Source organism: Seonamhaeicola sp. NFXS20, assembly GCF_049132085.1.
Classification (GTDB): domain Bacteria; phylum Bacteroidota; class Bacteroidia; order Flavobacteriales; family Flavobacteriaceae; genus Seonamhaeicola.
Genome location: NZ_JAFMPU010000001.1, coordinates 693,608 through 708,880, shown reverse-complemented (window position 1 = coordinate 708,880; position 15,273 = coordinate 693,608). Strand labels below are relative to the sequence as shown.

Below are 15,273 nucleotides of genomic sequence, written 5' to 3'. Positions count from 1 at the left end.
ATTGTTGGGAATCCTTGGATTTTATTCACAAGCTATACGTAATTACGTAATAATTTTAACATTTTAAAAATTGACAAATTTTTAAGCAATTAACGCTTTTTAATAGCAAATTTTACCAAATTGAGCAGCTGTTTTTTTCTAGTTGTTTAGAAAATCACAAAACGTTATCTGTTCGTAATTACGTATGATTTATTGTTGCTTTTATCAATATTCCTCAATAAACGTATCATCTTTTTCCATTTTCTCAATAAACCGATTCAGCATGTTTTTAAGAAATCGAGCGCGACTTCCTTTTCTCGCTTTAATTTCAAAATAGGATTTGTATATATTATCTAATTGAATTCCGAATAAGGTTTCAAAATTAGCGGCAATTGCTTTGATATCCTCTTGCCCATCATTTATGGATCGTGTTAAGTAAAGAGCATATATAAGTTCTGTTAAGGCTGATTTTGAAGCTGTCCAATGTAGTGTTTTTGATATTTGATTATCAGGACGATTACCTTTACGTTGCATCTCAATATCCTTAATCAACTTTTTAATATAAATAATAAACTGGTTCATACCTTGAATTCTTGCCCACAACATATCTTTTGAAGTAAAAAACTTGGGATCTAAATAACAAGCTTCTGGAAGTGCATACAGTGGAAATACTTGGTTTTCTCTTGTGAAATATTGCCGGTCCAAATAAGTTTGTTCCTGCTCCATATAATGCACAAAATCCCAATTCCTATTAAAAAACTTGTTAACCTTACGAATCTTTTTTTTAAGAAAGGTAAGCTGATTATTAACTCCTATTTTAGGCATTAATAACTCACAGGATCTAACTTCACTAAAATACACTAGGAAACTAAGAGGAAATGATTTTATTTTTTTAAAAAAGTATATTTCGCCCTCTACATCTTTAAATCCACACTCCTCTATGATACATTTGAGACGATACAATGTATTATTACACAAATGTATACCTTCGTTCGTCTGCTTTAAAGGAATTCGTTTGCCTTTATTTATAACCTCCAACTTTGCTTTGAACGATTCAATTACATGCTTGTACTTTCTATCCATCCCACCATATCTTTATCATACCCTGGAGAGAATAGGTATTCCAATAATTTCTTAGAAATATGTTTTATTATAATCACCCTTTAGTTTCCATCATTTCCATAAGCTCCATGGAAAAATTATCCTTTGCTTGTATATAAGCTATTTTCTCTGTAACGGCAGCTCCTAATTTTCTTTTTTCAAAACCAGCAGTCATTCCAAAATCTATAGTTTGAAACCCCATTTCTCCTGCTCTTTTTATAGCTTGAAAAAGCAATTGCCTGTAAACCTGATACGTATGAGCGTATTGATAATTCATTCCTATAAAGGCAGGAACATATACACCTGTGGCATTTTTATAACAGAACATAACCCCTACAGGCATAGATTTTTCATCAACAGTATAGTTTGATTTTAGATGTAGTATAATGAACTCCCACTGATTGTGATTTGACATACATTTAAGTAAATTCTTTGGAAACCCAAACGTATTTAGACCTAAATTATGTTTTCTCACATTTTCAAAAAGTGTGTAAAACAAATTTATGTGTTCATCCATTATTTCGTCTGATATTTCAATATCAAAGCACTCGGTAAATGCTACAATATCTTTCTTAAAATGGTTTCGAGATTTCTTAGAGAGTGTCTTTATAAAATTATCTGTCCCACTCCAATTTAAGTTCTTAATAACCGCTGACTCTGGCATCGACACCTTAAAAAACCCATGATTATGAAAAAACTCATTGAGCACTTCAGCCTTTTCAAAATCTCTGAAAACAAGCATACTTGCATTCAATTCACTATCTAATATTTCCAAGGCGTCTAAAAGTTTTTGCATAGCATTATACCATAGTGGATGGGACTTATCTAAGTATAGATGCTTCCCCTCTGTAAACAACGACCCCATACAAAGCACATATGAAGTCATATAATATGGGGCTTCTAACCTTTTAGCTTCAATACGCTCTGATACTGCTACAGGTGCTAACATATCTTCCTTCCAAAGCGCATAAGTGAAAAACGTTGCCAAAATAGGTTTTGATAATTGATCTCTTACTATAAAATAATAAAAGTTCCAATTGTTTTCTTTTTGGTTGTTACCTGAAAACACCTGTTCTAAAAATAATAAGCCATCCCAATCAAAAACGCCACCTTCACTAAAAAGTACATTCCAGACGTCTTTATCTATTTTTAAAATACTCTGTTCCTGCTGTATAGTCACTCCATAAGATTGAGGTAACTCTGATACATCAGGTGTTTGTATAGGTAGATTAAAAGCTCTACATACTTTATCATGAGATGAGTATGTAGCTTGCAAAGCCTTGGGATAATGATAAACCATAGCTTGCACTAAAGCCTTAATCTCTTCGGGTTGATTATGCCTTGAAATTGTGATACGAACACCTGTGTTTTTAACAGGTACTGCAGGAAAAATCCCCAAGTTCACAAAAAAACCTTCCCTCATTAAACGGTTTACAAAATTGTATCCAGTAATGGGCATTCCAGTGCCGATATAAAAAACAGGCGAATCATTCCTCTTAATCAAAGGTAAATTAGTTTTATCGAGTTCTGTATTAAAAAAGTTTATACACTGTAACAGCTCTCGTTGAAGCCTGTAAATCTCTGGAGAAAGATGGATATCAGCAGAGGCTATAGCTGCAGCTACCGAAGCAGGTTCTAACTGAGCAGAAAAAGTGAGAGGTCCTCCAAACATTTTTATCCTGTTGTAAAGCTTCTTGTTAGAGCAAACTAAAACAGAACCACTCGCCCCAAAGGTTTTACTCAAGGTTCCAAAAAGTAATACATGCTCTGGTAACTCCCCTAATTTACTCATCACAAATCCAGTTCCGTTTTTTCCTGTCCAACTCATACCGTGTACATCATCAAAATAAAAATGTAATTGCGGGTATTTATTACTAAGCTTCATAAGTTCTTCTACAGGTGCCTCATCTCCATACATGGAATACAATCCATCTGCCATATACCATAACTTCTTATGTTTGGACGATAGTTTTTTGATTTTATCCTCTAACATTTGTAAATGATTATGGCGAATCATTTCAACGGGAACACTCCGAAGCTTTAATGTTTTAGCAGCACTTTGAACACTCCAATGCACTTGGTGATCTAAAATAATAGCATCTTGATCTGATACCGCACTGGGAATTACACCTATATGTCCCAAACTGCTATTTTTAGTGATAATAATGGGAGCTCCATACATTTGTGTTACTCTATCTTCCAAACGCCGATACAAAGGGTGTGAAATATACGTTTTAGATAATGGAAACTGCGTGCCATACCTATAAATCGCCTCTGAAGCTGCCTTCTTTAACCTTACATCCTGTTCTAACCCCAAATACCCTGTGGTTCCAAAATGAAATAACGATTTGCCTTTCACACTTATTTTTCGTCCATTAAACACATCTCCTTCCGCATATAAATGTAAAACGCCTTGATTTTTTGCATCTGTAAATACTTCATCTACCGTATCCAGAAAATTATTGCGCTTAATTTTTGACATTTGAAAGTAACCTTTATGATTGTACTAATTCATAATTAGTTTGATACTAATTATTTGTTTTTTAATCTAAATAAAATCTTACTAGTATATAACAGTCGACCTTTAGTAACCACTAAAAAATCCTTTTCAGACTAGTTTTAATCCCTAACAGATTAGTATCTACCTATAAATCAATACATTTCATGTTATTTAATAAAAAATTACTAATTTCATTGGGTTTATTAAAAGTACCAGTTAATGAATTTAGAAAATAACTATGCATCCTTTTGGTTAAAGGGCGGCATTCTCTTTTTTGTTTATAAGGAACATGTAGACATTCTTCTTTCTGATGCCATGGCTATTTTATCGGATAGATTAAAATTACAAAAAGGAAAAGCCTATCCTGTTTTATGCGACATTAGAGGCGTAAGAAGCATTGACATGGATGCCCGGAGATACCTTGCTGCAGAAGGCTCGGTATTTATAAAGGCCATTGCTTTGGTTTCGGACACTCCTTTGTCTTTAATATTCTCTAAAATTTATGTTACAGGGAATACACCTCCTATACCAACCGAAGTACATACCACTTACGATGATGCCATACGGTTTTTGTCGGGTTTCACTTCATAGATTGCAGGCATTCCTATTATCTTTCTAAATTCATTAACTGGTACTTTCACAAAACTTGGTAATATCGTTATCAAGACATATAGTCTTTTTACCACCTTAAGAAAAACCTATAGCTAAGGGATTAAAATTAAAAATGTGCTCTCGTATTTTAAACTGTTTATTATGAATACAGAAGACAACGATCATCGTTTAAAAAAAATCTACCTACAGCTATTAGAACTTTCAAAAGGGAATCTATCAACTCGAATTGAACGCAGCGAAAAGAAAGATGATATTGAAGCACTTACAGCTTTAATTAACATGACCACTGAAGAAATAAAGGATTCTTTTTTACACCAAGGTTATGTAAATTTTCATGATTCTTACAGGTATGCCATTCAGGCTATTTTAGTGCTGGACACGCATTTTTGCATAGAAGATATCAACAAACATACGGTCCAATCTTTAGGTTATGACAATCAGTATTTGTTTAATAAACCTTTTGACACATTACTACACAAAACCTCATTAATAACATGGAAGAATACTCAAAACAAATTAATAAAACATGAGACAAACGAAGTATCTATTCAATTAGATTTTAAAACCAAAAAAGGTCTATTACTTCCTACCTATTGCCATATTATACATTTTACAAATAATACGAGCTTTATAGGCAAAACTATTATTACAACCTTTGATATTATACAAACCCGAAGTCTTATTGAAAACAATTTATATCAAAAAATTCAAAACCATTTACTACAGCCTAAAAAAACACATAAAACCTTTCTACAACTTTCAGATATTGATAAAATTAGAGCTGCAGGAGAACACATAAAAAGCCATTTAGACGAACAACTCCCATCTCTAAGAGATATGGCATTAACTTTTGGCACTAATGAATTTAAACTAAAAAAAGGATTTAAAGAGCTATACGGCATGACTGTTTTTCAATTTTTGAAAGAAGAGCGTCTTAAAAAAGCGCATATTATTGTAGCCCACACAGAAAAGTCTTTTAAAGAAATTGCTAAAATGGTTGGTTTCAAAAGTGCGTCCCATTTCTCCAGAGAGTTTAAAAACAGATATGGTTACAGACCAAAAGCCCTAAGAACTGCAAAGGATTTAGAGTAAACTTATCCTATTAATCCTTTACAGACCAAACCTAATCCTCTAGGTATCAAAGCCCTTTTATAATTTTACATCATTGATTAACAATTTAAGTCAATTGATATGAAATGATTATAGAATACCTAATACTGTATTACAACAAAAAAGTATTTATAAAACACTGTTGCGCAATTGTTAAGGGGTAGCCGAAAACCTTAAAATAGAGTAGGTATCATTTTAAATTTTAATATTATGAATAAATTAAAACTTGCCATACTTGCAATAGTTATTGCAATTGGCACCTACGGATTTGCGAATAGTGACTCTGTAGTAAATCCAGAAAAAGAATCAGTAGAATTACATGTTTATCACTATGATAGTGTAAATCAAGATGGTAAAATTATTTTCTCACCAGGTGAGCCTGGTAGTAACGACTGCTCTTCTGGGTTAAAACCATGTAGATTTGAATCGACTCAGGAATTAACCTCTCCGATGAGCGCTTCTGAAATACAAAGTAAGGCTATAGTAACAGATTGGCGTCCTTAATTAACAAAAACCAAGGCTTTAATTAGCCTTGGTTTCTTTTAATAATTTCTCAATCTTATGAATTAAAACATCAGGATTAAACAATTCGGGATCTGTGAAACTACTCACCATATTACCTTTCGAATCCATTAAAATGGGAGTAGGACTAGCTATTATATTAAAATCTTTAAAGAGTCCATGATTAACTCCATCACCTCCTGTATATAAATTGACTCCTTCTGGGTGACAGTACCGCCCGCTATTTATAGCTTGTATCCACTTTTCATAATCCGTATCCTTAGATATGGAAACCACCATAAACGATTCATCCCCTTTAAAATGAGATTCTACTTTTTTAACAACACTTTTGTAATAGGCTATACATCCACCACATCCTGAAAACCAATTATCTAAGAGCACTACTTTTCCTTGAAAATTAGATAACGCCACATTCTTTTTATTAGTATCTTTAAACACATAAGAATGTAAATTTGATTTAACCTGTGATAGTAAGTTAGAGTACTCAGACAAGTAAGGCTCACTTACTAAGTGTTTCTTTGCCTTTAAATATATATCTCTATAATCTTCTGAAGCTCCAATATCATACAAAAAATTAATAATAAGTGCTTGACGAATATCTCCTTTACTATTATCAATGATCATACTTAAAAGACTTTCTGGATCAGTCGCGGCTCGAGCAAACAAATCATTAGATAAACGAGCATTTATCATTTGGTTGTACCGCGAAAAACAATTTCGATAAAATTGAATATATTCTATAGAATTAGCTAGGGCACGCTCATTCTTAACCAATTTCGTAGTGGGAAAAAACAAAGAAGCCATTTGTGATGCCTGCTTAAACTGACTACTTCTCTCTGGACGTTTACTAAGGATAAATAACATTGCTGATTCATAGGGCATCATTAGTATTTTTGTCTTAAAAACATCATACGCTAACGGTGTTATTGAATCATCATAAAAAGACAGGAAGTTTAGCATATCTGTCTCCACTTTTCTTGAATATATTACCCTTAGTGGATTCCTTTCTTTAATATTTAAAGATAACTTATATTTTTTGCGCACTTCCGTCAAAGTACTATCTAACTTCTCTCTAACCTCATACTTTTTAGCCCCTTTACCTTTAAATGTTTTATAAACAATTGGTATTGGTGTATGGTTAGTTTCATTAACCTTGAAAGAAATACTATCACCTTTTTCCCAAAAAGCCCTATATAATAAAAACTTGTTATCGTTTCGATATGTTTTACGCAATTTTTTTACATTCAAATATCCAAAATCATAGTTAATTGGAACGTTAAACCGAAACGTACTGTCTTCATTCATTGCAGCATAATAAACTGTTTTCCCTCTATTATTAAGAGCAGTGCTTCCAACCTCTAAGAAAAGTGTATCTTCCTTTTGAGCTTTATTATAGGATAATATTAATTGTAAACTATTTGCATACCGTTGTTTTTTATTTTTGTGTTGAAATGCATCATAACTACCAAAGACTATAAAAGATAGAAGTACAGCAAAACAACCAGCATCAAAAACTAATAGCCCCCTTTTCATTTATCTAATATTTTGTTCTAACCCACTAATTCTTATCTCATTTTCTGGAATAGGTAAAACGTAGCGCGTGTCATTGGGAGGCAAAGAACGTGTTTGCCCATTAATTACTCTAGAAAGTGTTATTTGATGCTCTGAATATTTGTTTAACCTCCTCAAATCTTCCCATCTAACATTGCCGTTTTGAGGTAATTCCTTTCTACGTTCCTCTAAGATTACTTTTAATAACACATCTCGGTTTTCATATACTTTTTCATCAAAAAAACCTTCCTTATATCTATTTCTGAGTAAATCATTCAAGTCTTTGTTAGCTAGTTCTAAATGATTAAGACGGGCATTACATTCGGCTCGAATTAATATTATCTCATTTACAGATAGTCCGCCAAAACCATAAAATGTTCCAGTATAATTAGAAACATAATTCAATCTGGTTCCATCTGAATAAAAAAAGAACTCTTTACGTAAGTCATTGTTATCATAAAGGTTATAAAGTTCCTGACTTGCTTGAACACTATTACCTACATAGGTAACAGCAAAACTTTGAGGATTACTAAAAACATAAAATATAATTTCTGGATTACCAATTCCTCTAGCAGGAAATTTATATGCATAGGTATGAGATACTAATTCAGGATTATTAAAATCAATTAAAGTACCTTTAAATTTCAATACTTCATCAGCAAACAGCAATGCTTTTTCAAAATCATCCATCATAAGATAAACTCTTGCCAATAATGCATTAGCTGCTACTTTTGATGGTCTCTGAATATACTTAGGTGTTTGATCCAAAAGCTCCAAGCTTTTTGTTGCATCTGAAATAATCTGCAAATATAAAGCCTCTAGGGAGGATCTTTTTTTTATTTCATTGACATCAGCGCTCAAGCGTATAGGAAGCCCCAAATCAGATACTGCTGTATTTTTATCATAAGGCTTACAAAACACCTGACTAAGATTAAAATAGGCAAATGCTCTGTAAAAGTAAGCTTGTCCTTTTAAATTATTATAACCAATTTCTTTTGTATCTATATTATCAAGTCCTTCAAGCACCTGATTAGCATAACCTACAACTTCATAAGGATAGTTCCACTCATTCGAAACCCCGTTACTCCAAACTATCTCTTTGTCCCAACTATACATATTTCTTTCATACTCAAAAAGAGCTCCTAGATCATCATCTTCTACAAAATAATTATCGGTGGCAACATTCCCAAAAAAAGAATAATTCCTATTAACTTCATATACATTATCTAGAAGTGCCTGAAAATCTTTTATGGTTTCAGGAACCACCATATTTATATCAGACTTTTCATCCAGCCAATCCTTTTCACAGCCACTTAATGACAGTATTAAATATCCTGTTAAAATGATATATTTTATAAATTTATACTTTCTCATAGTTTTAAAAATTAGCGGTTATACCTATAGTTGTTGTCATGGGGTCTCGGTAATAGGAAATTCGATCTGGGTCTATACCGAACTTATTTTTACGCCATAAAATACCAAGGTTACGGGTATAAATAAACACTTGTAATTGTTTCCATGGCTTAGTGTTACTAATTACATTGGAAAGATTATAAGACAATCTTATATCTTTTAAGCGAATATGGTCTCCTGGAGTAACTAATGTTTCTGAATAGCGGTAAAAATTATCTCTATTATTATTGTTAGGATACACAAGCGATGGTACATTAGTTGTTAATTCATCTCCAGGCTGTTGCCACCTTTTCCCATAATCTGTATGCTTTGTACCTTTTAACACTCCTGTATAATTAGTACTAACTGAAGGCCTTCGGAAATAATAACCTAAATCATATGTAATATTGAAAGAAAAATTAAAATTCTTATACGAAATATCATTGCGAAACGCCCCAAAAGCTGTAGGTGTTGCAGAACCAGAATACACCAAATCCTCTGTATCTAAATTATTATATATGGCTGCATAGTCTTCACTTTTCTCACCATCTACATAACCTATAGGGTTACCATTCTCTGGATTAAGACCACCCCACTTATAAGAAAACAAGGCATTTAATGGTTTTCCTTCAATACCACCCAAACCAGAAATACCTAAATATGGAGCATCATAGTTTACAATTCTATTTTTTATCCAACTAAACAACCATGTTGAATGCCATTTTAGAGACTTATTCAAAATGCGGACTGTTATATTAGCATCTACTCCGTGTGTTTTAGTACTGGCCGTATTGGCATTATAAGTAAGAAATCCTGTTTGAGGAGCCAAATCTGTAGGCTGAACAAGGTCTAGTCCTTTTTTAACATAATATTCTATGGTTCCAGTAACCAATTCATTTTTACTCTTAAAATCTAAACCAAGATTTATGTTTTTGATACGTTCCCATCTCAATTCAGAATTAGGCGCTTTTAAGTTTACCAATTTTTGTTCCCCAGTAAATCCTGAGATAGAATAAATCCCTGTAAGTAATGCCGTTCCTCGAGCATATGTATTACCATTAAAACCATAAGTTGCTCTTAGTTGTAAATATGGAATCATTTTAACATTGTAAAAGCTCTCATTACTTATTTTCCAGCCTGCACCAGCAGACCACAACGGTGTAAACCGGTTATTAGTTTTAGCTCCAAAAAGGTTTGCCCCATCCTGCCTACCACTTAAGCTAAACGTATATTTGTTATCATAGGCGTAGGATGCATTTGCATAGTATGAAATAAAACGGTTGAGAGTTCCCAAAACCAAACCTCCTATACCTGGCAATCTAGAAGATCCCGATGGGTTTGTTGGAAAATAAGATTTAAAATCTAGACTTGTCACTGAGGTACCAAACTGATCGTCATACCCTATAAAGCTTTGATTTAAACCCTCTGTCTTCAACTCTCTCACCTCTGCTCCTAATAATGCATTAATTGAATGTTTTCCAAAGATTTGATCATAGTCTAATTGCCCTCTTAAAATGTTAGAAGACCAATCATTATTAGTTGTATAAAGTGTACCTCCAAAAGGAAAATTATAAGTAAACGTATTCGTATTTTCATCATATACTGAAAATTTGTTGATTAAATTACGTACATAATAACTCTCAGGATGCCTGTAATTCCTCCCCGATATACGTTGCTGTTCATTTTGATAATTCAATGATACTGCTAGCTGTGGTAAAACCTTGTACGTAGCACTAATCTTCATCAATAAGCTATTAACTTTAGTTGTATTGTCTGATAAATAAAGTTCATCTAACGGTCTGTATCGCCAATCTTGAAATCCCTTGCTTTCCGCTTCAACTAAATAAGACTCTCGATATTGATTTAAAACATCCAAATGTCTCCCCGCTTCATCAGCCAACCTTGTATAAGGAAATATTCCTTGATATTTAGACCCACTAACCGAATATACAGGAACTTCATTATTCAATGATGTCATACTATGGCTATAGTTAACCCCTGCAGTAATATCTAATCCTTTTAAAGGCGAGTAGGTATTTAGTGAATTTATAACCACACGCTTAAAACCGTTTTGTATCAACGCATCCTTATTATGATCAAAACCTGCACTTAATCTATAGGTCATATTATCCGTTCCTCCTTTTACGGCTAATGCATATTGTTGTTGTATTTCACTACGATATACATATTTTTCTAAATCATTACGCACGTCATATTTTGTAAGGCTATTCAATTGTTTCTGCCCTTCTTCTTGAGATAGCATACCATCTCTTACTAAAGCCATTATCTCAACAGAAGGACTTACCACAGGATAACTATTACTATTATTTAAATCTGAATTAAAATATCCCTGATTAAACAGGTATTGTTCCACTTCTATAAAATCTTTAGCTTCTAAGAACTTTTGGCTATAAAACAAATCTGGTTTATTTGCTATAGTTATATTACTAGTAAAATCTATTTGCATTTTTTGATTTCTCTTACCCTGTTTGGGAGTAATAACAATGACGCCATTACCTGATCGGGCTCCCCATATAGATGCTGCTGCCGCATCTTTAAGAATGGTGACATTTTCAATATCATTAGGATTGATACTAGATAGTTCCCCTTCAAAAGGAAAATTATCTACAACAATTAAAGGCTCTTTTGATGCTAGAAATGTACTTTCTCCACGTATAGTAATTCCTAGATTTCTATTATAATTTGGATTGGTTTCTATTCTACCTACAGTCACACTATTAGAAAATAACATTCCAGTAGTCACTCCCTCCAACCTATCTTGAAAATTAGTAGATACTGATCTATTGAGTAATTTATTATCTACAATATTAAAACTCCCCGTTGCACGTTCTTTTGGTAACTGACTATACCCTGTACTAATAAGAGTTACAGTATCTAGCTGGGTTACATCCTCTTTAAGAACAGTATTAATTATTGTTTGATTATTTACCGAAATCTCCTGTGTTTCAAAACCTAAGGATGTAAACACTAAAACATCAGAGGGTTTCGCTTCAATGGTATAGCTCCCATCAAAATTAGATATACTCCCTTTGTTAGTACCTTTAACTTGAATATTAACCCCAACTATAGGCTCACCGTCTATGTTAGTAATTTTTCCTTTGATTTTTATATGACCTTGTTTTAGGGCTTTTGGTTTTCTTCGGGTAATTGTTATATAATTATCTTTTGTGACTGAAATATTAAAATCTTTTTCAGGCAAACACTGCTCTAAGAGTTTTAAAGCTTTAATGACGCCTTTTTTCAGATGTACTTTAGGCACATCATGAAAAATATCGGATTGGTATATGAATGTACATTCTGTTTGATTTCTTATCAATTCTAAGACCTCAAAAATAGTTACCGTTCTATCTGAATGGATTGCTACTTTGGCATTTTGCGAAAGCAAGGAATCTGTAGTAAAACTAAAAACAGTGGTATAGCATAAGAGTAGTAAAGTTTTCACAATAAACTTTGAAATCCTTTTCCAAGGATGGAAAAGATCATTAGTTAATTTTATTTCCATAAATTTGTATGTTTTTTGGTTTAAAAACCGATTAATAACACAAGGGAATTTAGCTTTGTACTGTCCAGGTAGCAGCTTTATTCCCTTTATTTTTATTTAATGATTATTATCTTGTTTTTTATATCATAGGCATTTATATATTTTGTGTTTTTTATTCCATTTAAAATATCTTCCATATTTTGTTTTCTACTTAGCAGACCACTAAATTTCACCTTTTTGAGTTCTGGAGATTCAAAGACTATGTTTACGTCATACCATCTGGAAAGCACTGTCATAATATCAACCAATGGTTTATCTTTAAAGTTAAAATACCCCTTTACCCAGGCTATGTTATCATATACATCAACCTTAGACTTGGTTAACTGTTTTGTATTGATATCTAATACCGACTGCTCTCCAGGGATTAAATATTCTGATATTCCATTAGCATAGACATTAACTTTCCCTTCAACCAAAGTGGTGTATATGTTTTGCTCATCACTATAAGCTTTTACATTAAATTCTGTACCTAATACTTCTACCGCTTGCTTTCCTGTTAACACTTTAAATACACTACCATCATGTTTGGTACTTGGTGACACCTTAAAAAAGGCTTCTCCATATAACAGCTCCACCTTACGTGGTGCTCCCTTTTTAAAAGCCGCTGGGTATTTTAGTTTCGTATCGGCATTTAACCAAACTTCAGTTCCATCAGACAGGACTAATTGATACTCGCCTCCTCTTGGTATGGTCAAATAATTAAATACCGTACGAGAATAATACTGAGCCTTTAGATATTCTAACCGTTCTCCGTTGCTTGTGACTAACTCATTGTTAAAAGGAATTCCTTTTTGAAGCGCAACATGAGAACCATCATCTAAGGTCAAAATAGCCTTATTGGTTCCTGCAACAATTTCAGTACCTGTAGAATTAGGAAGTGTTGTATTTTTGGTTTTTAAAAATGTTGCATACGCTAAAGACACTAACAAAATTACCGCAGCGGCCACTTTATAAAAAGGTGCTATATATAGTTTCTTATGGGGTTTTAATTGAGGTAAAATCTTTTCCCAATCCTTTTCTGCATCAATCTTTTTAAGCTTTGCTAGTTCATTTTCTACAGTTTCTTTTGATAATTCCTGAAACATCCGTTTTTTGGCTTTATCACTAAATAAGGTAGAGGCTTCTATGTCTGCAGGCGGTTCTTCATTATACAAGGCTTTGGCTGTTTTTTTAGCCAATTTAAAAATGCTATCAAAAATCTTCATGGGCTTATTTATATACCCTTAAGACGACAGTATTAACAAAGTGTCTATTAAAAATTTTAGAGCGTAGTAAAAAGTAGCAGTAAACTCTTTAAGGTTTTTCTTAGCTTATGTATGGCTGCAACCTTTTGATTTCTTACGGTACTCACTGTTACCGATAACTCTTCGGCAATTTCATTAGTACTATAATTATTAAGGGTAAGTTCCATAACCTTCCCCATCTTTTTGGGTAAAGTCTTTATGGCTTTATACAATTGCGCATAGGTTTCAACCGTTGTTACTTGAGACAGAAAATAATCGTCAGCCTCTATTTGTAGCAAATGAGCTGGAGTAGCCTGATTTAAAACTTTAACGTGTTTACTTTTTAGGTAGTCTAAACATCGGTTTTTAACGGCATTATAAAAATACCCTTTAATGGCATTTTGGCTTTTAAATTGAGGGTTCTTTTCCCAAATTTTAATAAAGACTTCTTGTACAATGTCTTTAGACTCCTCTATATCTCCTAAATATTTACTAGCAAAAAGGCATAAGGGCGGGTAAAGCGTATTAAACAGCGTTTTATACCCTTCTAAACTTATGGGATGTAGCTTGTTTTTAGACATAACATTTATCTAAATAAAAACACCTTAAACCTCTATGAACACTACGCTTACTGGTTTTTAGCATTCATATATAATACCCTAAAATTTAAACTAAATAAAATGAGAAAAAATTGGGCGTAACACTCTACTTATTGTATCGGAGGTACTGGTATACCTGACAACGATAAGAGAGCCCACGCCCGGGTCGTGAGCAAACTTACTTATCATCTCGTTGTCTTAAAAGTACCAGTTTTCCGATACAAGATTCAAAGCAATTGCTTCTAATATTTTTCTATATGAAGAATTGCAAATATAAAATAAATAGCATCTACTTTTTTAGATACTATTCAAATATAACAAATTTTATCGGAACGCTAAAGCGTACCGATAATTTATTTGTTATAAAGTTAATTGCATATGTGAAAGAGTTCGCAGAAAAAAATATAAAAATTAAAATTGCAATTAGCCTAAGAACTCTATTAAAGAAGAGTAAACAGCTCACTCTGACTAAGGGTAAAGACGATTCTATAGCTGATAGTTATAATAATATTGCTTTAAATGCTGAAATTAGAAAAGCCACAGTTACTAAGATTTTTAATGCAAAAACTAGCCCAAATTCAACTACCTTAATTTTGATTATCGAAGCAATGGGTTTTAAGTTGAGTGATTTTTCAGTAATATACGATTCCTTACAAGAAAAAGATATTCAGTTATTTATAAAGAATCAGAAGGAGAAATAAAAAGTTGAATGCAACCCATCTAACCAATTACCACAGATTGTTCATTTACAAACTATAGTTATATAAGGGTTTAACATTTACCAAATAGTCTCTCTGCTTAAAGACTATTTAAACTAGAAATTATATTATATACTTTAGGTTAATACCAGAACCTTATATTTAAAATCTACAATAAAAAAAATTAATTTTAACGTATGACACTATATGAATTCAACGCACTCGATTTTGAGAACCAACAAAAGACCGTTTGGGAAAAAGGTGTTTTTTTGGATAACTATAAAGCTAAGGAATTTAGGGTTAACTGCTACGCAATAGACATGTTCTTTGTACAGGTATACTATAACGCAAAAGAAAATAAGATTTTCAAGATAGACACTTTTAATACTGGTGAGAACCTGAACCGCTATTCAAAACTTAACCT

Annotated in this window: 11 protein-coding genes; 4 read left to right on the top strand and 7 right to left on the bottom strand. The window is 32.7% G+C overall.

The genetic code is table 11. The annotated features are described in order from the left end of the window. Positions 1-204: 204 nt before the first annotated feature. Together J1D01_RS03110 and J1D01_RS03105 are read right to left on the bottom strand one after the other, a co-directional pair. Positions 205-1,062 carry an RteC domain-containing protein gene (locus tag J1D01_RS03110; RefSeq protein ID WP_421149795.1) on the bottom strand — a complete coding sequence of 286 codons (858 nt, stop codon included), beginning with the start codon at positions 1,060-1,062 and terminating at the stop codon, positions 205-207. Between the two features lie 73 nt (positions 1,063-1,135). Beyond that, positions 1,136-3,562, bottom strand: a complete 2,427-nt coding sequence (locus tag J1D01_RS03105; protein WP_421149794.1) for an aminotransferase class I/II-fold pyridoxal phosphate-dependent enzyme — start codon at positions 3,560-3,562, stop codon at positions 1,136-1,138. Positions 3,563-3,799: 237 nt separating this feature from the next. On the opposite strand from J1D01_RS03105, the gene J1D01_RS03100 reads away from it, so the two are divergent. From J1D01_RS03100 to J1D01_RS03090, 3 genes are all read left to right on the top strand, one after another. Then, positions 3,800-4,171, top strand: coding sequence for a hypothetical protein (locus J1D01_RS03100; RefSeq protein WP_421149793.1), 372 nt, complete (start codon positions 3,800-3,802; stop codon positions 4,169-4,171). Positions 4,172-4,333: 162 nt separating this feature from the next. Continuing rightward, positions 4,334-5,284, top strand: coding sequence for a helix-turn-helix domain-containing protein (locus tag J1D01_RS03095; RefSeq protein WP_421149792.1), 951 nt, complete (start codon positions 4,334-4,336; stop codon positions 5,282-5,284). Between the two features lie 228 nt (positions 5,285-5,512). Continuing rightward, positions 5,513-5,806, top strand: coding sequence for a hypothetical protein (locus tag J1D01_RS03090; protein WP_421149791.1), 294 nt, complete (start codon positions 5,513-5,515; stop codon positions 5,804-5,806). Between the two features lie 18 nt (positions 5,807-5,824). Here J1D01_RS03090 and J1D01_RS03085 read toward each other — a convergent pair whose 3' ends face one another. The 5 genes from J1D01_RS03085 to J1D01_RS03065 form a co-directional block, all read right to left on the bottom strand. After that, positions 5,825-7,357 (bottom strand): TlpA family protein disulfide reductase, encoded by a 1,533-nt coding sequence (locus J1D01_RS03085; protein WP_421149790.1) that lies wholly within the window; start codon positions 7,355-7,357, stop codon positions 5,825-5,827. After that, complete coding sequence (locus J1D01_RS03080) at positions 7,358-8,749, bottom strand: RagB/SusD family nutrient uptake outer membrane protein (protein ID WP_421149789.1); 1,392 nt, start codon at positions 8,747-8,749, stop codon at positions 7,358-7,360. Positions 8,750-8,753: 4 nt separating this feature from the next. Further along, positions 8,754-12,290 (bottom strand): SusC/RagA family TonB-linked outer membrane protein, encoded by a 3,537-nt coding sequence (locus tag J1D01_RS03075; RefSeq protein ID WP_421149788.1) that lies wholly within the window; start codon positions 12,288-12,290, stop codon positions 8,754-8,756. A 92-nt stretch (positions 12,291-12,382) separates the two neighbouring features. Further along, complete coding sequence (locus tag J1D01_RS03070) at positions 12,383-13,534, bottom strand: FecR family protein (protein WP_421149787.1); 1,152 nt, start codon at positions 13,532-13,534, stop codon at positions 12,383-12,385. 56 nt (positions 13,535-13,590) lie between these two features. Further along, the gene (locus J1D01_RS03065; RefSeq protein ID WP_421149786.1) at positions 13,591-14,133 is read right to left on the bottom strand and encodes an RNA polymerase sigma-70 factor; all 543 of its coding nucleotides are present in this window, start codon (positions 14,131-14,133) and stop codon (positions 13,591-13,593) included. Between the two features lie 275 nt (positions 14,134-14,408). Between J1D01_RS03065 and J1D01_RS03060 the strand changes: the two genes are divergently transcribed. Next, entirely contained in the window at positions 14,409-14,852 is a 444-nt protein-coding gene (locus J1D01_RS03060; protein ID WP_421149785.1) for a hypothetical protein, read from the top strand. Positions 14,853-15,273: the final 421 nt, after the last annotated feature.